Below are 17,151 nucleotides of genomic sequence, written 5' to 3' on the forward strand. Positions count from 1 at the left end.
ATGCTGAAGGTTGAGAACCTCGACCTCTATTACGGCGCCGCCCATACCCTGAAGAAGGTGTCGGTGTCGGCCGAGGCGGGCAAGGTCACCTGCGTGCTCGGCCGCAACGGGGTGGGCAAGACCTCGCTCCTGCGCGCCATCGTCGGCCAGCGGCCCATCGCCGGCGGCTCCATCACGCTGGAGGGGCGGGAGATCTCCCGGCTGCCGACGCCGGAGCGCGCCGCGCTCGGCATCGGCTTCGTGCCACAGGGGCGCGAGGTGTTCCCGCTGCTGTCGGTGAAGGAAAACCTGGAGACCGGCTACGCCTGCCTCGCCCGCAAGGACAAATACGTGCCCGAGGAGGTGTTCGAGCTGTTCCCGGTGCTCAGGAGCATGCTGCGCCGGCGCGGCGGCGACCTGTCCGGCGGGCAGCAGCAGCAGCTGGCCATCGGCCGGGCGCTGGTCACCCGCCCGCGCCTCCTTGTGCTGGACGAGCCCACGGAAGGCATCCAGCCTTCCATCATCAAGGATATCGGCCGCGCCATCTCCTATCTCCGGGACAAGGGCGACATGGCCATCGTGCTGGTGGAGCAGTATTTCGAGTTCGCCCGCGAGCTGGCCGACAGCTTCATCCTGATGGACCGCGGCGAGGTGGTGGCGAGCGGCGACCGCAGCGGACTCGACGGCGACGACGTGCGCCGGCTGATGGCCATCTGACATGCCGGCGTCCGTCGTCCAGCTGCCCCTGAAGACGGGCGGCGTCCCGGCGCGCCAGCGCAGCGAGGGGCGGGTGCGCATCGCCGCCGTCGCCTTCGGCGCCGTGACGCGCCTTGCCGACCTTGCCGAAGGTGGCGCCCTGCGCGCGCGCCTGCCGCGCGGCGGCGCGGGGCTCGAGGCGGTCATCGTCAACACGGCCGGCGGCGTCGCCTGCGGCGATGCCTTCTCCATCGCGGCGACGGCCGGGCCGGGGGCGCACCTCACCCTTGCCACGCCGGCGGCGGAGAAGGTCTACCGCTCGGACGGGCCGGTTGCCGAGATCGACGTGCGCCTTTCTGCCGAGGCGGGCGCGCGGCTGGAATGGCTGCCGCAGGAAACCATCCTGTTCGACCGCGCGCGGCTCAGGCGCCGCTATCAGGTGGACGTGGCCGCCGACGCCACCTTCCTTTCGTTCGAGGGGCTGATGCTCGGCCGGCTCGCTCATGGCGACGCCATGGGGCAGGGGCATCTGGAGGATCACTGGCGGGTGCGCCGGGAGGGCGCGCTGGTGTTCGCCGATGCCCTGCGCCTCACCGGCGACGTGGCCGACCTTCTGGCCCGGCGGGCGGTGGCTGCCGGCAACCGGGCGCTGGCGACGCTGCTCTATGTGGCGCCCGATGCGGAATCGCGCATCGAGGAGGCTCGTGGCCTGCTGGAGGGCGGGCAATGCGCCGCCGGGGCGAGTGCGTGGAACGGGCTCTTGTGCGTGCGCTGGCTCGGCCCCGACATCGAGACATTGCGCCGGGACGCCTCCTCGTTTCTGATGGGCTTCCGCGGGCACCCGCTGCCTCGCGTGTGGGCAACCTGAGGGGGGAAGAACAATGATACCAATTACGCATTACAGAGCGACTTGGGATACGCACAACCATGTCGGAGCTATTTTGTTGTGGCTGAACAACAGTCCCAACGCATCTGTTCAGCTGCCAAATATCGTTTCGGCTGATTTCAGCGCGATGGTTGCTCTGTTGGCAACAAAGAGGGCGTCCTTTGTGCCGGCCTATCAGCACATTGTTGTTGAGGAATAACAGATGCTTTTGACGCCACGCGAGAAGGACAAGCTCTTCATCGCCATGGCCGCCGAGGTGGCGAGGAAGCGCCTCGCCCGGGGGGTGAAGCTGAACCACCCGGAGGCGGTGGCCCTCATCACCGATTTCGTGGTGGAGGGCGCCCGCGACGGGAAAACCGTGGCCGAGCTGATGGAGGCCGGCGCGAAGGTGCTCACCACCGACGAGGTAATGGAGGGGATCGCCGAGATGATCCACGACATCCAGGTGGAGGCCACGTTCCCGGATGGTACCAAGCTCGTCACCGTCCACCACCCCATCCGCGGGGCGCCGTCCGGGGACGTGCCGGGCGAGCTGGTGCCGCAGGAAGGCGACATCCATTTCAACGCCGGAGCCGAGCGGGTGCGCCTCACGGTGTCCAACACCGGCGACCGGCCCATCCAGGTGGGCAGCCACTACCATTTCTTCGAGACCAACCCCGCGCTGGCCTTCGAGCGGGACAAGGCGCGCGGCATGCGCCTCGACATCGCCCCCGGCACGGCGGTGCGCTTCGAGCCTGGCGCCTCGCGGGAGGTGACGCTGGTGCCCTTCGCCGGCAAGCGGGAAGTCTACGGCTTCCGCGCCGCGGTGGCCGGGAAGCTCTGAGATGGCGGTGCAGCACTATTCCGGCGGGTGCCAGTGCGGCGCCGTCCGCTACGAGGTGGACGTGGACCTCGAACACACCGTCACGTGCAACTGCTCGCGCTGCCGCCGGCTCGGCAGCATCCTCGCCTTCGCCCCGGCTTCCGCCTTCAGGCTCCTGTCCGGGGAGGGAAAGGCGAGCGAATACCTCTTCAACACCCGCAAGATCCACCACCTCTTCTGCGCCACCTGCGGCATCGAATCCTTCGCCAGCGCCGCTGCGCCGGACGGCTCCGACATGGTGGCGGTGAACGCCCGCTGCCTCGACGGCGTGGACCTGAAGAGTTTGCACCCCATCGAGTACGACGGCGCGAGCAAGTAAGGAGCGAGAGATGACCACCGGCCGCATGCCACGCGCCGCCTACGCCCATATGTTCGGCCCCACCACGGGCGACCGGGTGCGGCTCGCCGACACACAGCTCTTCATCGAGATCGAGAAGGACTTCACCATCCATGGCGAGGAGGTGAAGTTCGGCGGCGGCAAGGTCATCCGCGACGGCATGGGCCAGTCGCAGGTCGCCAACGCCGACGGGGCGGTGGACACGGTCATCACCAATGCCGTCATCCTCGACCACTGGGGTGTGGTGAAGGCCGACGTGGGCCTCAAGAACGGGCGCATCGCGCGGATCGGCAAGGCCGGCAATCCGGACGTGCAGCCGGGCGTGGACATCATCATCGGCCCCGGCACGGAGGTGATCGCGGGGGAGGGGAAGATCCTCACCGCCGGCGGCTTCGACAGCCACATCCACTTCATCTGTCCGCAGCAGATCGAGGAGGCGCTCGCCTCCGGCGTCACCACCATGCTGGGCGGCGGCACCGGACCGGCGACAGGCACCTTCGCCACCACCTGCACCCCCGGCCCCTGGCACATGGCCCGGATGATCGAGGCGGCGGACGCCTTCCCCATGAACCTCGCCTTCGCCGGCAAGGGCAACGCCTCGCTGCCCGGCGCGTTGGAGGAGATGGTGCTGGCCGGGGCCTGCGCCCTGAAGCTCCACGAGGATTGGGGCACCACGCCCTCCGCCATCGACTGCTGCCTGTCGGTGGCGGACGATTTCGACGTGCAGGTGATGATCCACACCGACACGCTGAACGAAAGCGGCTTCGTGGAGGACACCATCGCCGCCTTCAAGGGCCGCACCATCCATGCCTTCCACACGGAAGGGGCGGGCGGCGGGCATGCGCCGGACATCATCAAGGTGGCGGGCCTGCCGAACGTGCTGCCCTCCTCCACCAACCCGACGCGGCCCTACACGCGCAACACCATAGACGAGCATCTCGACATGCTCATGGTGTGCCATCACCTGGACCCGGAGATCGCCGAGGACCTCGCCTTCGCCGAGAGCCGCATCCGCAAGGAGACCATCGCCGCGGAGGACATCCTCCACGACATTGGCGCCCTCTCCATGATGAGCTCGGATTCGCAGGCCATGGGCCGCGTCGGCGAGGTGATCATCCGCACCTGGCAGACCGCGGACAAGATGAAGCGCCAGCGCGGCAAGCTGCCGGGCGAGGGGGATGCGGACAACATCCGCGCCCGCCGCTACATCGCCAAATACACCATCAACCCCGCCATCGCCCACGGCATGTCGCGGCACATCGGTTCGGTGGAACCGGGCAAGCTCGCCGATCTCGTGCTGTGGACGCCAGCCTTCTTCGGGGTGAAGCCGGACCTCGTCATCAAGGGCGGGGCCATCGCCATGGCGCAGATGGGCGATCCCAACGCCTCCATCCCGACGCCGCAGCCGGTGCACTACCGGCCCATGTTCGGCGCCTACGGCCGGGCGCGCACCCACACCTCGCTCACTTTCGTCTCCAAGGCCGCCATCGAGGATGGGCTCGCCGGCCGGCTCGGCATCTCCAAGGAGCTGGTGGCGGTGGAGAACACCCGCTCCGGCATCTCGAAGAAGAGCATGATCAACAACGACGCCACGCCGGTGATCGAGGTGGACCCCGAGACCTACGACGTGCGCGCCGACGGCGAGCTGCTGGTCTGCGAGCCGGCCGAGGTGCTGCCCATGGCGCAGCGCTATTTCCTGTTCTGAGGCGGGGCGCGGCTCGGACCCATACCTGCGGCGGCTTGCTCTTGCGGGTGCCGCAGCATGCGCCGGGCCCGCGAGATCTGTGGCGCGGCGGAGGACATTGCCACCGTCCGCCGGCTGGAAGAAGATGTGGACGAGGCCGAAAAGCGCCTGTGGTTCCTGTTCGAGACCACCCAGAATCGACAGGACAGCGCCACCTGAGCGCATCCGCTCCAAAGCCTGCGTGGGCGGGGCGGCGTTCGGGGGCGGTTCCGGAGTTTTGTCATGATCCGTGCCACCACCGTCGTCCGCCGTCCCGCCGTCCGTGAGGAGAAGGTGGCGGACACGATCACCCTCGACCACCACGCCCGGCACCGCCGCCGCTTCGCTTTCACGGCGGACGGTGGCCTCGCCTTCCTGCTCGACCTGGACAAGGCGACCGTGCTGGACGACGGCGATGCGGTGAAGCTGGAGGACGGCCGGCTCGTCCGCGTCAAGGCCGCGGCGGAAGAGCTGGTGGAGGTCACCACCGCCAATCCGCTGCGGCTGATGAAGGTGGCGTGGCACCTGGGCAACCGCCATGTGCCGGCGGAGATCACCGAAAGCGCCGTCTATTTCGTGGATGACCACGTGCTTACCGAGATGGTGCGCGGCCTCGGTGCCGGCGTGGCGAAGGTGAGCCGCCCCTTCCGCCCCGAGAAGGGCGCCTACGAGGCCGCGGAGGCCCATGCCGGGCATGGCCATGAGCATGAGCGGGAGCACGCTCATGCTCATGGGCACGAGCACCACGCGCATGGAGCCGAGTGTGGCTGTGGCCATGACCACGGGCACGCTCACGAGCACCACGCTCACGAACACCACGCTCACGAGCATCATGCGCACGAGCATTCGGCGCATGAGCATTCGGCGCATGAGCACGGGCCGGGCTGCGGCCACGATCATGGGCATGACCACGCCCACCACGGCCACGAACATCACGGCCATGGCGCGGCCGGGCACGTGCACGGCCCCGGCTGCGGGCATGAGCACGCGCACGATCACGAACATCACGACCACAAGCATGGCTGATCCGGAGCGGTCCGGCGCCGCGGCCCCCGCGCCGGGTGCCGGCAGGGCAGGGCAGGCGGCCGATGCCGCTCCTTCGGCTGTCTCCGCCGCCGCCCCGCCGGAGGCGGCCGGGGCGCTGGCGCTGTTCGCCTGGCTGTCCCCGTCCTTCCCGGTGGGCGCCTATGCCTATTCCCACACGCTGGAATGGGCGGTGGAGGCCGGCGACGTCACCGACGAGGCGAGCCTTGCCGCCTTCCTCGGCGATCTGGTCGTCCTCGGGTTCGGGCGGTCGGACGGCATCCTGCTCGCCCACGCCCACCGCGCCGCCGCGGCGGGGGACGGGGTGGCGCTCGCCGAAGTGAACGAGTTGGCCGTGGCGCTCGCCCCTTCCGCCGAATTGCGGCTGGAGACCTGCCAGCAGGGCCGCTCCTTCCTCGATGCCGTGCGCGCGGCCTGGCCGATTCCGGCGCTTGAGGCACTCGCCCCGACCCTCTCCGGCGAAGTGGCGTATCCCATCGCCGTGGGCCTCGCCGCCGGCACGCACGGCATCGCGCTTCCCGCCACTCTTGAAGCCTTCCTGCTCGCCACGGCGCAGAACCTCGTCTCCGCCGCGGTGCGCCTCGCCCCCATCGGCCAGACGGCCGGCACCCGCGTGGTCGCGCGGATGGCGCCGCGCGTGCGGGCGCTGGCGGCGGAAATCCCCGTCCTCACGCTCAACGACATCGGCAGCGCCACCTTCCGCGCCGATCTCGGCAGCTTCCGCCACGAAACCCAGTACACAAGGCTGTTCCGCTCATGAGTTCCGGCAAAATTCCCCTGCGCGTGGGCATCGGCGGCCCGGTGGGCTCGGGCAAGACCGCGCTGATGGAGGCGCTCTGCAAGGCCTTCCGGGCGCGTTACGACATCTGCGCCATCACCAACGACATCTACACCAAGGAGGACGCGCGCCTGCTCACTGTGGCCGGCGCCTTGCCGCCGGAGCGGATCCTCGGCGTGGAGACGGGCGGCTGCCCGCACACCGCCATCCGCGAGGACGCGTCCATCAATTTGCGCGCGGTGGCGGACATGAACGCGCGCTTTCCGGGCCTCGACCTCGTGCTGATCGAATCCGGCGGCGACAACCTTGCCGCCACCTTCTCGCCGGAGCTGGCGGACATCACCATCTATGTCATCGACGTGGCGGGCGGAGAGAAGATCCCGCGCAAGGGCGGGCCGGGCATCACGCGCTCGGACCTGCTGGTGGTGAACAAGACGGACCTCGCCCCCATGGTGGGCGCCGACCTCTCGGTGATGGAGGCGGACACCATCCGCATGCGGCAGGGCCGGCCCTATGTCTTTTCCTCCATCCGCAACGGGGCGGGGGTCGAGGTGGTGGCCCGCTTCATCGAGCAGGCGGGCGGGCTCGGCGGCGCCTGATGCGGTCGGCACCGGGTCTTGCCCGGAGCCGGGCGGGACGCGCTGAAGGGGCGCGGGGCTTGGCTCAAGAAGACCGCCGGTCCTTGGCCCCGGCATGAAAAAGGGCGCCCGCCGCATCCGGCCGGGCGCCCTTCCCATTCCTGGCGGGCCTTCGTGCGCCGCCCGATAACGCGTCAGCCTTTGGGCGCGTCGGTCTTGGGCGCGTCGGTCTTGGGCGCATCCGCCTTGGGCTTGCAGGCGGCCTCGAACTTGGTCAGCACCGGACCGATGCCGGACAGGGAGATGGAGCGCTTGGCGCCCTTCACCTCGATGGTGAGGCTGCCGCCGGCCTTGGCGAGGGCTTTCAGGTCCGCCATCTGGGCGGAAGCCTCCACGTCCACGGAATCGCCCTCCTCGGGCGCGACGCCCTTGCCGGGCAGGCTCTTCTTGGTGCCGCCGGCGGTGAGGACGAGGGCGGTGCTGGCGCCCCGCTCGATGCCCTTGGAGCCGATCATGGACTGCACGGTGAGCCCGGGCGTGCCGGGCTTGCAGAGGAAGAAGATGGCCCCCTCATCGCTGTCCGGCACGGCAAACACGAGGGCGGCGGTGTCCTCGCCCTCCTGGAGGTGCCAGTTCATCTTCTGCTGGGCGGCAGCCGGAGCGGCGAGCGCGAGAAGGGCGCAGAATGCGAGTGCGGGACGAAGCATGGGCGTTTGATCCATTTTTTCGGCCGCGGATCATACTGGCTGCGGTGCAAAGGAAAAGACACCGCACAACATATTGGCAACACGGCGAAAATTGCGGCAGGGGGCCGACTCAGGCCGGCAAGGCCGGTTTTCGGCGGGTGCTGCAAGGGCGCGCATCTATGGGCGGCGCGGGTCCGCCGCCTGCCTCACCGTCCGCCGAGGCAGGCGCGGCGGAAGTCCGGCAGCTTCGCCTTGGCGCCGGCCAGCGGATAGGTTTCCTTGGCGCCGGGGATCTTGACGGTGAGGCTGTCCCCGTCGGCGAACAGGTCGAGCACCTTGCCATCCAGCGTCACCGCGGCTTCGGCCACCACGCTGCCTTCGGTCGCCCCCCGGAAGGAGGAGGCGGCCAGCTCCAGCCGCCGCTTGCCGGCCGAGAGCGAAACGGCCACGCCGTCACCCGCCTTCACCTTGCCCGAGGCGACTTCCACCGTGAACTGGATGAGCTGCGCCCCCGGCCGGCACGCGACCGCGAACGTGGGGTCCGCCGCGCGCGGCGCGCCGTAGCGCAGCACATAGGTGTCCTCGCCCTTGGCGATGGTCCACACGCGCGGGTCCGCCTTCTCGCCTTTCTTGTCCTTCTCGGTCTTCTTGTCCTGCTTGCCCGCCTGGGTCTTGCCCTTCGGGGGATCCTTCGCCGCGAGGGCGGGCGAGGCGGCGATCAAGACTGCCGCGACGAACACCCTCGTGAGTAGCCATGCGCCCATTGCGTCCCGGTCCTTGCCCCACGCACCAGCGTCCCACCGCCGGACAGACGAAGGGCCCGCGGCGCGCGTCTGTCGCCCCGCCAGCCCGATCGCCTTGAATCGTCGGTGTTTGCTTCCCCCGCCTCCATCGCATATCACGGCCTCCCGCCGCCTGCGACAGCGCGCTTTGGCGCGCAGCCGGCAAATTTGTTGAAACCGGTTACCGCGACCGAAATGTCCGATTCCCGAGAGAGCGGCGATGCCCGCGCCCCAACCCCCGCCTCCGGGCCGGCGGGCCGGCGTGTGCGCATTGATCGGCTGCTGGTGGAGCGCGGGCTTTTCGAGAGCCGCGCGCGGGCCCAGGCGGCCATCGCCGCGGGCCTGGTGCGGGCCGGCGGGGAGGTCATCGCCAAGCCCTCCGCCGAGGTGGAGGCGGATGCCGACATCACCGCCACCGACGTTCACGATTACGTGTCCCGCGGCGCTCTGAAGCTGGAGGCCGCCCTCGATGCGTTCGGGATCGATCCCGCGGGTCTTGTGGCGCTGGACGTGGGCGCCTCCACCGGTGGCTTCACCGAGGTGCTGCTGCGCCGGGGTGCGCGGCGGGTTCATGCCGTGGACGTGGGTCGCGACCAGTTCCACCCCCGCCTTGCCACGCTGCCGCAGGTGCGGGTGATGGAGGGCACGGACATCCGCACCCTCGACCGTGCCGCCATCCCCGAGCCGGTGGATCTGGTGGTGATCGATGTGAGCTTCATTTCCCTCGCTCTGGTGCTGCCGGCGGCGCTGGCCTTCGCGGGCCCGCACGCCCGGCTGGTGGCGCTGGTGAAGCCCCAGTTCGAGGCCGGCCGCGCCGCCGTGAAGAAGGGTGTGGTGCGCGACGCGCAGGTGCACGAGGCCGTGTGCCTGAAGGTCGAAGAGGAGATCCGCGGCCTCGGCTGGCGGCTGCTCGGCCGCATTCCCTCGCCCATCGCCGGTGGCGACGGCAACCGTGAATTCCTGCTGGGAGCCGAGCGCGCGTGACGGACATTCTCATTGAGCGCATGGGCGCGCAGGGCGACGGGCTTGCGCATGGGCCGGATGGCCCCGTGTTCGCCCCCTTCACGCTGCCCGGCGAGCGGGTACGCGGCCATGCGGAGACGGACCGCTTTGTCGTCGCCGAGATCCTCGAGGCGAGCCCGGAGCGGGCGGAGCCCTCCTGCGTGCATTTCGGCCGGTGCGGCGGCTGCCTGCTCCAGCACTGGCAGCTCGCGCCCTACTTCGCCTGGAAGCGGGGGCTGGTGGTGGACGCCCTCGCCCGCGAAGGGATCGAGGCGGAAGTCCGCCCGCTGGTGGATGCCCACGGCGCCGGGCGGCGGCGCGTGATCTTCCATGCCCGGCAATATGGCGCGCGCACGGTGGTGGGCTTCGCCGAGCGCAAGTCCCACGCCATGGTGGCGCTGGAAGCGTGCCCGGTGCTGGCGCCGAGCCTCAAGGCCGCCCTGCCGGCCGCCCGCGCGGTCGCCGAGGCGCTCGCGCCGCTGAAGAAGCCGCTCGATCTCCAGGTGGTGGCCACCGACACCGGGCTCGACATGGATGTGCGCGGCTCAGGCCCGCTGCCGCCGGCGCTGCTGGGGGACATGGCCGCCATCGCCGGCCGTTTCGATCTTGCCCGGCTCACCCGCCACGGGGAGCTTCTGCTCCAGCGCACGCCGCCCCGGCTCGCCATGGGCCGCGCCGAGGTGGAACTGCCGCCCGCCGCCTTCCTCCAGGCCACGGCCGAGGGCGAGCGCGTGCTGGCTGAGGCCGTCTGCGCCGCCACCGAAGGGGCGAAGCGCGTCGCCGACCTGTTCGCGGGCGCGGGCACCTTCGCCTTGCGCCTCGCCGAGACGGCGCGCGTGTTCGCCGCCGAGAGCCACCAGGGCGCGCTTGCCGCGCTGCTGAAGGCCGCGCGCGCCACGTCCGGGCTGCGCGGTGTGGAGGGGGAGGCGCGGGACCTGTTCCGCCGTCCGCTGATGCCCGCCGAGATCGGCGCCTTCGACGCGGTGGTGCTGGACCCGCCCCGGCAGGGGGCGGAGGCCCAGGTGCATGAGATCGCCAAGGTGCCGGCGGCCTCCAAACTCGCCCGCCTCGTCTACGTCTCCTGCAATGCCGCCACCTTCGCCCGCGACGCGCGCACGCTGGCGGACGGCGGTTTCACGCTCCACCACGTGACGCCGGTGGACCAGTTCCGCTACTCGCCCCATGTGGAGCTGGTGGCGGTGTTCTCCCGCTGAGGATATCCGGAGCCGAGCGGACGGCGCTCTGCCTCCGCCGGAGAGAACGCCTCACCCGGTCAGCCGGCGATCCAGGCGGGTCGGCCGTTCTCTAGGCGCCTGCTTTCGGGCGCCGTGCTCGGTGAGCTTCACGCCCGCGGCGCCGACCTCTACCTGCATCAACAGGCCCTCGACACCACCACGCCCCCCGGCCGGGCCATGTTCCAGATGATGGGCGTGTTCGCCGAGTACGAGCGGGCCATGATCCGGGAGCGCGTGAACGCCGGGCTGGCGCGGGCGAAGGCGGAGGGGAAGAAGCTGGGACGGCCGACCGTTGGCGCCGAGACGGAGGTCCGCATCAGGGAGCTTCGGGCGCAGGGCATGGGGATGTTGAAGGTGGCGAAGACGCTAGGGGTGGGCGTGTCGGCGGTGCAGCGGGTGGCTGGGGGTGGGGAGGCTCAGAAGGAAGCGTGAGGAGCCGGCGGTATTCCGCGCGTCCGTCTGCGCATCTGTCTCTTCTCCAGCACGTGCCTCTTCCGATCTGTTTCTTTGCGAAAGAGCGCCTTGCGTAACCGCGGAGTGTGGCGTTAACCGAGCGCGGGGCACATTGAAGCCGGCGAACGGCGGAGTGGGTGATGCAGGTTGTCTATACGGTCGGCTATGAGGGAACGACCATCAACTCATTCATCGCGGTCCTGAAGTCCGTTGGTGTCACCATGTTGGCTGACGTCCGCGCCGTTCCGATTTCCCGCAAGAAGGGCTTCTCCAAAAACGCTTTGAGGCAGCACCTAGAAGAGGCCGGCATCGCGTACCGCCACTTTGTCGACCTTGGGGACCCCAAGGAGGGGCGAGAAGCGGCACGCCGCGGTGCAATGGACGAGTTCCGCGCTGTCTACAGCCGCCATCTGAATACGGAGGGGGCGATTTCTGCACTTGCTGACCTTGAAGGCTGCTGCGCTGCTGATGTGGTCTGCATGATGTGCTTCGAGCGAGACCCGCAAGGCTGTCACCGGACCATGATCGCTGGGGAATTGGCGGCAGAGGGGCTTGCAACCTTCGATCTGTATGCGGATGATCCACAACGGTATGTCCGCAACTCTCCCAATTTCCCGCGCTGTCATAATCATCAAAGCCTTGCCGCGGCCGAGTAGCAAGTACGGCGAGACCGTTTGCTGCGCTGGGATTACCGCGAGCCGGGAATGGAAACGCCTGTATCCGGTGCGCTTTCGGCAACTGACCAGTGGGCGGAGCTTTCGGCGTTGGGACTGGGTCGAGTTCGCCCATCGGCCACCCACGACGGATCGTCGTCGAGAAAGTTGCCACGTCTTCGAGGATGCCATTAAGGTTGTCGGCGCCCTTCCGGAAAACGACAGGTTTGCACTTCTCGACCCGATGGTCATGCCCTCGGCATCGGCCGCGGCAAGCTCCGGCGCTTCTCTCGCACTGATCCGGCCTTCCAATCCGAGATTTCGCTGGCGTCGGAAATCCGAGGCGCAACTCGAAGCAGAGCGCCGGGAATACCGAGAAGCGGGAAGGCAGCAGAGCCTCCTTGACGCGGACTTGGCCGCTTTTGAGCCTACCCCATTCGCATTCGCATTCACGTTTCGTGACGCAGAAGGGCCGCATACCTGGACCTGCGGCGATTGGGAAACGCACGCCACCTTCTTCTACTGGCGTAAGAGGTACGGAGAAGCGTCAGCGCTGGAACGGCTCGGCGGGCGCTTCAACGACGAGTATCCCGCCAAGGGAATGCTGTTCGCCACAGGGAATATGATGAAGCGTCCCAAGACGTGGCAACTCCTCGGGGTCATTCGGTTAGATGAGAAGGGGCAGCTCGGATTGCTTTAGATGCCTTGGCACGGCTGGCGTCGAGGCCTTAAACTAGATCAAGTAGCCATTTCGCAACGATGTCGCCATAGCCGTTGATGATCGTTCCGAAGAGGATCGTCGCAACCCCCCAAACGCGCTCCGCTTGCACATCTTTCAGGATTTCGGGGGTCAACTTGGCGACTAGCTCACGGCGTTTGGCGCCTGCATCCGCCCCCATGCTGAAATTCCTCGGATCACGCGGAAGGGCGCTCCTCACCGCCTCCTCAGGCCCTCTCCGCAGATAGGGGCGGGCGGCCACCAAAATTCCGATGAAGATCACGAAGGCCCCAAAACGCTGGACGATGACCGGGTCCTTGCTGACGAACAGCCACCATAGGTGCAGGCAAAGAACCACCGTGAAGGCGCCCCAAATCAGCGGCGGAGAAACCAGGAGCCTTCTCCAAAGTGGAAGACGTTCGCCTTGTTCGGAGTTGGTCATTCTGGGGTCCCGCTTTGGGGTCCTGGCTGGGGTACCATAGCCGAAGAGGGGGGCGGGAACCCCTTGGAATTAAATCAGAATTTTGGACAGAGGTATTCTGGCGCGCCCTAGGGGAGTCGAACCCCTCTCTCCACCGTGAAAGGGTGGCGTCCTAACCGATAGACGAAGGGCGCGCGGCCGCTCCGGTGGCGCGAGGCGACCGGAGTGCGGGCCCTTATAGGGGGAGTGCCGTTCCCCCGCAAGCGCCTCGCGAGGGATATCCAAAGCCGGCTCGCCGGCGCACGGGCCGTGCCGTGGAAGGCGGAGCCGCGGCGCCCGATGGCGCCGGGCGGCCGGCGGGGGCGCCGCGGATCAGGAGCGGGGCCGGCCGCTTCCCGCGGCCGCGCCTCCGGCCGGGGGTGCGCTGCGCGCCGTCACCACTTGCCGGTGTTGGGCATGGAGGCCCAGGGCTCGGCGGGGGCCTTGGGGCCGCCCTTCTGAAGCAGCTCCACGGAGACATTGTCCGGCGAGCGCACGAAGGCCATGTAGCCGTCACGGGGGGGGCGGTTGATGGTCACGCCGGACGCCAGCAGGCGCTCGCAGGTGGCGTAGATGTCCTCCACCTCGAAGGCGAGATGGCCGAAGTTGCGGCCCTCGCCATAGGGCTCTGGATCCCAATTGTGGGTCAGCTCCACCTCGGCGACGTCCTCCTGCCCCGGGGCGGCGAGGAAGATGAGGGTGTAGCGCCCGGCGGGCACATCCTTGCGCCGCACCTCCTTCAGCCCCAGCTTGTTGCAGTAGAAGTCCAGGGACTGGTCGACATCGGTCACGCGGACCATGGTGTGCAGAAAGCGCATTGGCGATCTCGTCCGTATGGGGGAGCAGGAGGCGAGCGGTCCGGCTCCAGACTGGGTATGAAGAACGCGCTGGCCGTTCCTGGCGATGGGATCGCGCTCTGGGGTCCGGCCCGGGCCCCGGGATGCTCGCCGCTCCTTTGGGCAAATGGAGGGTGCCGGCAGGACCGGCGCTGAACAGGTATGATCTTCGACACCGATCTCAAGGGCGCGCAGGCCCGCCTCGCCGAACTTCTCGAAAAGGCCGACAGCGCGGTGGCGTTCACCGGCGCCGGCATCTCGACGGAATGCGGCATACCGGACTTTCGTTCCCCCGGCGGCCTGTGGACTCAGAACAAGCCCATCCCCTTCGATGTCTTCGTGGCCCACAAAGCGGCCCGCAACGAGGCCTGGCGGCGCCGGTTCGCCATGGACGAGGCCTTCGGCTCCGCCCGGCCGGGGCGTGGCCATGCGGCGCTCGCCCGGCTGCTGCGGCGGGGCCGGCTCGCCGGCGTCATCACCCAGAACATCGACGGGCTGCACCAGGCCTCCGGCGTGCCGGATGAGCACCTCGTGGAGCTGCACGGCAACGGAACCTATGCCACCTGCCTCGATTGCGGCGCCCGCTACGAGCTCGAATGGGTGAAACAGCGGTTCGAGGCCTCGGGCGGCATCGCGCCCGATTGCCCGGAATGCGGCGGGCCCATCAAGGCCGCCACCATCTCCTTCGGCCAGGCCATGCCAGAGCGCGAGATGATGCGGGCCGAGATGCTGACGCTGGAGGCGGACCTCTTCATCGTCATCGGCTCCTCGCTCGTGGTGTTTCCGGCGGCCGGTTTTCCCCTCAAGGCCCATCACAACGGTGCAAAGCTGGTCATCATCAACCGCGAGCCCACCGAATTCGACCACATGGCCGAGCTGGTGGTGCGCTCCGAGATCGGCGATGTTCTCGCCCACTTCGCGCAGGATGGCTGAAGGGGTGGGCGAAGGCGACTCGACTTGCTATCCTGTGCTCTCGCGGAATCAAGTGCGTGCGCGTGTGAACGCCGTGCGTGAGGTCGGGGTGGTCATGGGGTCTGACGCACTGGGGCTGGGGCCACGGACCGCCGGCTCGACGGACGATGGCACCGAGGAGCCCGTGGGGCTGGTCGAGGTATCCGGCTCGATCAAATGGTTCGACGCCTCCAAGGGCTACGGCTTCATCGTCCCTGACGATGGAGGTGCGGATGTGCTCGTCCATGTCACATGCCTGCGCCGAGACGGTTTCCAGACGGCCATCGAGGGCGCCCGCGTGGTGTGCGAGGCCGTGCAGCGCGCCAAGGGGCGCCAGGCCTTCCGCGTGCTCTCCCTCGACCTGACCACCGCCGTCCACACGCCGCCGCAGCCGGCGCGCACCCGCGTCTCGGTGGAGCCCACCTCCGGCTTCGAGCGGGCGACGGTGAAGTGGTTCAACCGCCTGCGCGGCTTCGGCTTCCTGACGCAGGGGGAGGGGACGCCGGACATCTTCGTGCACATGGAGACCCTGCGCCGCTATGGCCTCACGGAGCTGAGGCCCGGCCAGACGGTGCTGGTGCGCTACGGTGACGGGGCCAAGGGCCTGATGGCGGCCGAGGTGAAGGCCGATACCGGAACGGGCGGGAACCACTGAACATGCCTCATGTCCTTCTGCGGCGGGCGGTGATGGCCGCCGCTCTCGCGCCGGTGCTCGCCTTCGCCTTGCCGGCGGCCCCGTTTCTTTCGCCGCTGACGCCCGCGCTCGCGGCCGAGGGGGCGCCGCAGCCGAAGATCCCGGGCGAGGCGCTGGAGATCGCCACCTCGAAGGGGGTCATGACCTTCGAGGTCGAGGTGGCCCGGACCGACGAGCAGCGCACCATCGGCCTCATGTTCCGCAAGTCGGTGGGCGAGCAGGCGGGCATGCTGTTCGACTTCAAGGTCGACCAGCCCGTCTATATGTGGATGAAGAACACCCTTGTCCCGCTCGACATGCTGTTCATCCGCGCCGACGGCTCCATCGCCCGCATCGCCGCCATGACGACGCCGCTCTCCACCGAGACCATCTCCTCCGGCGAGCCGGTGCGGGCCGTGCTGGAGATCGCCGGCGGGGCGGCGAAGAAGCTGGGCATCAAGCCCGGCGACCGGGTGGCGCACCCGGTGTTCTCCGGCAAATAGCTGCAAGTCCGTGGGGCCGGCGGCGGGGGCCGATACCCCATGGCCGTTGGGTTTGGCTCACGAGCCTTCGGCACGCCCGCGCAGCGACCGAGCGCACCCGCTCGGCACCGTCGCAGACCGGGGCCGACGGATTACGCAAGTGTCAGGTAGCCGACCACGCCACCGGCGAGGATGACCAGCGCCGGATTGAACTTCAGCTTCGGGCTGATCTTCGGCCCGAAATAGAGCAGCGCGAACACCACGATGGCGATGATCGTCGTCTCGACGCCGGTGATGGCCGTGCGCGCGATGGCGATCATGCCGCCCACCATCAGGCCCACCACGATGGGGGCGAGCGCGTTCTGCAGCGCGAGGCGCCAGCGCGAGCCCTCGAAATGGTTCCACAGGCGCGAGCAGCCGAGCGCCAAAGCCGACGCCGGGAAGAAGAAGCCGCAGAAGGCGATGAGCGCACCGGGCGTGCCCGCCACGTGATAGCCGATGACGATCACCATCAGCATGTTCGGGCCCGGCGCCACCTGGCCGAGGGAGTAGATGTCGCGGAACTGGCTGTCGGTGAGCCAGTGGTGCGCATCTATGGTGAGCGCCTTCATCTCGGGCAGCACCGCGGTGCCGCCGCCCACGGCGAGGATGGACAGGAGGGAGAAGACGCCGAGCAGGTGGAGGTCGGTGTTGGCGTTGTTCATTTGTGCCCCTCCGGCGTGCTTGTGCCCGCGGCCTTGTCCCGCGGCCGGTAGACATAGAGTCCCAGGGGCAGCACGGTGAGAAGGACGATGATGAGGGAGATGTGCAGGAAGCTCACCATCACCACCGTGATGACGATGAGCAGGATCTCGCGCAGGTGCTCCAGCTGCTTGTGGCCGATCTGCAGCGTCACCGCCGCGAGCAGCCCCACCGAGGCCGCGCCGATGCCGGCGAGCACGCTGTGCATGGCCGGGTTGCCGTGGTTCGACACGTAGAAGATGCCGAGGGCGAACACGAGCAGCCCGCCCGGCAGTGTCATGCCCACGAAGCCGGCGATGGCCCCCACGGGCCCGCGCAGCCGGTCTCCCACGATGACGCTCATGTTGGTGGCGTTGAGCCCCGGCAGCGCCTGGGAGATTTCCAGCGCGGTGAGGAACTCCTCCTCGTCGAGCCAGCCCTTCTGCTCCACCAGGGCGTTGCGCAGATAGGCGACCACGCCTCCGCCGAAGCTGGTGGCGCCGATGATCAGGAAGGTGAGGAAGATCTCCAAGATGGAGACGGGGGCCAGCGCCTCCGATGAGGAGGCGGGCGGCGGCGCGGCGGAGGGGGGAAGGTCGCTCATGGCACGGGGCTCT

The 17,151-nt window shown here is 68.7% G+C and carries 23 protein-coding genes and 1 tRNA gene; 17 read left to right on the top strand and 7 right to left on the bottom strand.

Annotated features, from left to right (window positions below; translation table 11 throughout):
- The 9 genes from urtE to ureG all read left to right on the top strand — a co-directional run bounded on the left by urtE (position 1) and on the right by ureG (position 6,904).
- A complete protein-coding gene (gene urtE, locus V5F59_RS09795; RefSeq protein WP_393981347.1) occupies positions 1-696 on the top strand; it encodes an urea ABC transporter ATP-binding subunit UrtE in 696 nt (231 codons plus the stop codon).
- 1 nt (position 697) lies between these two features.
- The gene (locus V5F59_RS09800; protein WP_393981345.1) at positions 698-1,543 is read left to right on the top strand and encodes an urease accessory protein UreD; all 846 of its coding nucleotides are present in this window, start codon (positions 698-700) and stop codon (positions 1,541-1,543) included.
- 220 nt (positions 1,544-1,763) lie between these two features.
- Positions 1,764-2,384, top strand: coding sequence for an urease subunit gamma (locus V5F59_RS09805; RefSeq protein WP_393981343.1), 621 nt, complete (start codon positions 1,764-1,766; stop codon positions 2,382-2,384).
- Between the two features lies 1 nt (position 2,385).
- Positions 2,386-2,742: a GFA family protein gene (locus V5F59_RS09810; RefSeq protein ID WP_393981341.1), complete on the top strand. Its 357-nt coding sequence runs from the start codon at positions 2,386-2,388 to the stop codon at positions 2,740-2,742.
- A 10-nt stretch (positions 2,743-2,752) separates the two neighbouring features.
- Entirely contained in the window at positions 2,753-4,465 is a 1,713-nt protein-coding gene (gene ureC, locus V5F59_RS09815) for an urease subunit alpha (protein WP_393981339.1), read from the top strand.
- 57 nt (positions 4,466-4,522) lie between these two features.
- Positions 4,523-4,663 (top strand): hypothetical protein, encoded by a 141-nt coding sequence (locus tag V5F59_RS09820; protein WP_393981337.1) that lies wholly within the window; start codon positions 4,523-4,525, stop codon positions 4,661-4,663.
- Between the two features lie 63 nt (positions 4,664-4,726).
- Positions 4,727-5,509 (top strand): urease accessory protein UreE, encoded by a 783-nt coding sequence (gene ureE / locus V5F59_RS09825; protein ID WP_393981335.1) that lies wholly within the window; start codon positions 4,727-4,729, stop codon positions 5,507-5,509.
- Positions 5,502-6,287: an urease accessory protein UreF gene (locus V5F59_RS09830; protein WP_393981333.1), complete on the top strand. Its 786-nt coding sequence runs from the start codon at positions 5,502-5,504 to the stop codon at positions 6,285-6,287. The genes ureE and V5F59_RS09830 overlap by 8 nt, the downstream gene beginning before the upstream one ends.
- A complete protein-coding gene (gene ureG / locus V5F59_RS09835) occupies positions 6,284-6,904 on the top strand; it encodes an urease accessory protein UreG (protein WP_393981331.1) in 621 nt (206 codons plus the stop codon). Before V5F59_RS09830 ends, ureG begins: the two co-directional genes overlap by 4 nt.
- Before the next feature lie 173 nt (positions 6,905-7,077).
- Here the strand turns inward: ureG and V5F59_RS09840 are convergent, their stop codons facing one another.
- Both V5F59_RS09840 and V5F59_RS09845 read right to left on the bottom strand, forming a co-directional pair.
- Complete coding sequence (locus V5F59_RS09840) at positions 7,078-7,590, bottom strand: hypothetical protein (protein WP_393981329.1); 513 nt, start codon at positions 7,588-7,590, stop codon at positions 7,078-7,080.
- A gap of 185 nt (positions 7,591-7,775) precedes the next feature.
- The gene (locus tag V5F59_RS09845) at positions 7,776-8,333 is read right to left on the bottom strand and encodes a hypothetical protein (protein WP_393981327.1); all 558 of its coding nucleotides are present in this window, start codon (positions 8,331-8,333) and stop codon (positions 7,776-7,778) included.
- Between the two features lie 213 nt (positions 8,334-8,546).
- On the opposite strand from V5F59_RS09845, the gene V5F59_RS09850 reads away from it, so the two are divergent.
- The 5 genes from V5F59_RS09850 (at position 8,547) to V5F59_RS09870 (ending at position 12,394) form a co-directional block, all read left to right on the top strand.
- Complete coding sequence (locus V5F59_RS09850) at positions 8,547-9,335, top strand: TlyA family RNA methyltransferase (RefSeq protein WP_393981325.1); 789 nt, start codon at positions 8,547-8,549, stop codon at positions 9,333-9,335.
- 20 nt (positions 9,336-9,355) lie between these two features.
- Entirely contained in the window at positions 9,356-10,567 is a 1,212-nt protein-coding gene (locus V5F59_RS09855; protein WP_393981771.1) for a class I SAM-dependent RNA methyltransferase, read from the top strand.
- A gap of 114 nt (positions 10,568-10,681) precedes the next feature.
- Positions 10,682-11,020, top strand: coding sequence for a recombinase family protein (locus tag V5F59_RS09860; protein WP_393981323.1), 339 nt, complete (start codon positions 10,682-10,684; stop codon positions 11,018-11,020).
- Positions 11,021-11,181: 161 nt separating this feature from the next.
- Positions 11,182-11,697 (top strand): DUF488 domain-containing protein, encoded by a 516-nt coding sequence (locus V5F59_RS09865; protein ID WP_393981321.1) that lies wholly within the window; start codon positions 11,182-11,184, stop codon positions 11,695-11,697.
- Entirely contained in the window at positions 11,633-12,394 is a 762-nt protein-coding gene (locus tag V5F59_RS09870; protein WP_393981319.1) for a DUF8758 domain-containing protein, read from the top strand. Before V5F59_RS09865 ends, V5F59_RS09870 begins: the two co-directional genes overlap by 65 nt.
- A gap of 28 nt (positions 12,395-12,422) precedes the next feature.
- Here the strand turns inward: V5F59_RS09870 and V5F59_RS09875 are convergent, their stop codons facing one another.
- From V5F59_RS09875 to V5F59_RS09885, 3 genes are all read right to left on the bottom strand, one after another.
- Positions 12,423-12,854, bottom strand: a complete 432-nt coding sequence (locus V5F59_RS09875; RefSeq protein WP_393981317.1) for a hypothetical protein — start codon at positions 12,852-12,854, stop codon at positions 12,423-12,425.
- 98 nt (positions 12,855-12,952) lie between these two features.
- Positions 12,953-13,027: transfer RNA gene (locus V5F59_RS09880), tRNA-Glu, on the bottom strand.
- A gap of 240 nt (positions 13,028-13,267) precedes the next feature.
- Positions 13,268-13,690 carry a VOC family protein gene (locus V5F59_RS09885; RefSeq protein ID WP_393981315.1) on the bottom strand — a complete coding sequence of 141 codons (423 nt, stop codon included), beginning with the start codon at positions 13,688-13,690 and terminating at the stop codon, positions 13,268-13,270.
- Positions 13,691-13,870: 180 nt separating this feature from the next.
- Here V5F59_RS09885 and V5F59_RS09890 point away from each other — a divergent pair, with 180 nt between their 5' ends.
- The 3 genes from V5F59_RS09890 to V5F59_RS09900 all read left to right on the top strand — a co-directional run bounded on the left by V5F59_RS09890 (position 13,871) and on the right by V5F59_RS09900 (position 15,835).
- Entirely contained in the window at positions 13,871-14,641 is a 771-nt protein-coding gene (locus V5F59_RS09890) for an SIR2 family NAD-dependent protein deacylase (RefSeq protein WP_393981313.1), read from the top strand.
- A 94-nt stretch (positions 14,642-14,735) separates the two neighbouring features.
- The gene (locus tag V5F59_RS09895) at positions 14,736-15,314 is read left to right on the top strand and encodes a cold-shock protein (protein WP_393981311.1); all 579 of its coding nucleotides are present in this window, start codon (positions 14,736-14,738) and stop codon (positions 15,312-15,314) included.
- A 2-nt stretch (positions 15,315-15,316) separates the two neighbouring features.
- Entirely contained in the window at positions 15,317-15,835 is a 519-nt protein-coding gene (locus tag V5F59_RS09900; RefSeq protein WP_393981309.1) for a DUF192 domain-containing protein, read from the top strand.
- A gap of 131 nt (positions 15,836-15,966) precedes the next feature.
- On the opposite strand, the gene V5F59_RS09905 is transcribed toward V5F59_RS09900, so the two are convergent.
- Together V5F59_RS09905 and V5F59_RS09910 are read right to left on the bottom strand one after the other, a co-directional pair.
- Complete coding sequence (locus tag V5F59_RS09905) at positions 15,967-16,518, bottom strand: chromate transporter (protein ID WP_393981307.1); 552 nt, start codon at positions 16,516-16,518, stop codon at positions 15,967-15,969.
- A complete protein-coding gene (locus V5F59_RS09910) occupies positions 16,515-17,138 on the bottom strand; it encodes a chromate transporter (RefSeq protein ID WP_393981305.1) in 624 nt (207 codons plus the stop codon). The genes V5F59_RS09905 and V5F59_RS09910 overlap by 4 nt, the downstream gene beginning before the upstream one ends.
- Positions 17,139-17,151: the final 13 nt, after the last annotated feature.

It is taken from the genome of Xanthobacter nonsaccharivorans (assembly GCF_043194755.2).
Lineage (GTDB): Bacteria > Pseudomonadota > Alphaproteobacteria > Rhizobiales > Xanthobacteraceae > Xanthobacter > Xanthobacter autotrophicus_G.

Coding starts and splice junctions, on each gene's coding strand:
- urtE (WP_393981347.1), top strand. CDS start 1: ATGCTGAAGGTTGAGAACCTCGACCTCTATTACGGCGCCGCCCATACC.
- V5F59_RS09800 (WP_393981345.1), top strand. CDS start 698: ATGCCGGCGTCCGTCGTCCAGCTGCCCCTGAAGACGGGCGGCGTCCCG.
- V5F59_RS09805 (WP_393981343.1), top strand. CDS start 1,764: ATGCTTTTGACGCCACGCGAGAAGGACAAGCTCTTCATCGCCATGGCC.
- V5F59_RS09810 (WP_393981341.1), top strand. CDS start 2,386: ATGGCGGTGCAGCACTATTCCGGCGGGTGCCAGTGCGGCGCCGTCCGC.
- ureC (WP_393981339.1), top strand. CDS start 2,753: ATGACCACCGGCCGCATGCCACGCGCCGCCTACGCCCATATGTTCGGC.
- V5F59_RS09820 (WP_393981337.1), top strand. CDS start 4,523: ATGCGCCGGGCCCGCGAGATCTGTGGCGCGGCGGAGGACATTGCCACC.
- ureE (WP_393981335.1), top strand. CDS start 4,727: ATGATCCGTGCCACCACCGTCGTCCGCCGTCCCGCCGTCCGTGAGGAG.
- V5F59_RS09830 (WP_393981333.1), top strand. CDS start 5,502: ATGGCTGATCCGGAGCGGTCCGGCGCCGCGGCCCCCGCGCCGGGTGCC.
- ureG (WP_393981331.1), top strand. CDS start 6,284: ATGAGTTCCGGCAAAATTCCCCTGCGCGTGGGCATCGGCGGCCCGGTG.
- V5F59_RS09840 (WP_393981329.1), bottom strand. CDS start 7,590: ATGCTTCGTCCCGCACTCGCATTCTGCGCCCTTCTCGCGCTCGCCGCT.
- V5F59_RS09845 (WP_393981327.1), bottom strand. CDS start 8,333: ATGGGCGCATGGCTACTCACGAGGGTGTTCGTCGCGGCAGTCTTGATC.
- V5F59_RS09850 (WP_393981325.1), top strand. CDS start 8,547: ATGTCCGATTCCCGAGAGAGCGGCGATGCCCGCGCCCCAACCCCCGCC.
- V5F59_RS09855 (WP_393981771.1), top strand. CDS start 9,356: ATGGGCGCGCAGGGCGACGGGCTTGCGCATGGGCCGGATGGCCCCGTG.
- V5F59_RS09865 (WP_393981321.1), top strand. CDS start 11,182: ATGCAGGTTGTCTATACGGTCGGCTATGAGGGAACGACCATCAACTCA.
- V5F59_RS09870 (WP_393981319.1), top strand. CDS start 11,633: ATGTCCGCAACTCTCCCAATTTCCCGCGCTGTCATAATCATCAAAGCC.
- V5F59_RS09875 (WP_393981317.1), bottom strand. CDS start 12,854: ATGACCAACTCCGAACAAGGCGAACGTCTTCCACTTTGGAGAAGGCTC.
- V5F59_RS09885 (WP_393981315.1), bottom strand. CDS start 13,690: ATGCGCTTTCTGCACACCATGGTCCGCGTGACCGATGTCGACCAGTCC.
- V5F59_RS09890 (WP_393981313.1), top strand. CDS start 13,871: ATGATCTTCGACACCGATCTCAAGGGCGCGCAGGCCCGCCTCGCCGAA.
- V5F59_RS09895 (WP_393981311.1), top strand. CDS start 14,736: ATGGGGTCTGACGCACTGGGGCTGGGGCCACGGACCGCCGGCTCGACG.
- V5F59_RS09900 (WP_393981309.1), top strand. CDS start 15,317: ATGCCTCATGTCCTTCTGCGGCGGGCGGTGATGGCCGCCGCTCTCGCG.
- V5F59_RS09905 (WP_393981307.1), bottom strand. CDS start 16,518: ATGAACAACGCCAACACCGACCTCCACCTGCTCGGCGTCTTCTCCCTC.
- V5F59_RS09910 (WP_393981305.1), bottom strand. CDS start 17,138: ATGAGCGACCTTCCCCCCTCCGCCGCGCCGCCGCCCGCCTCCTCATCG.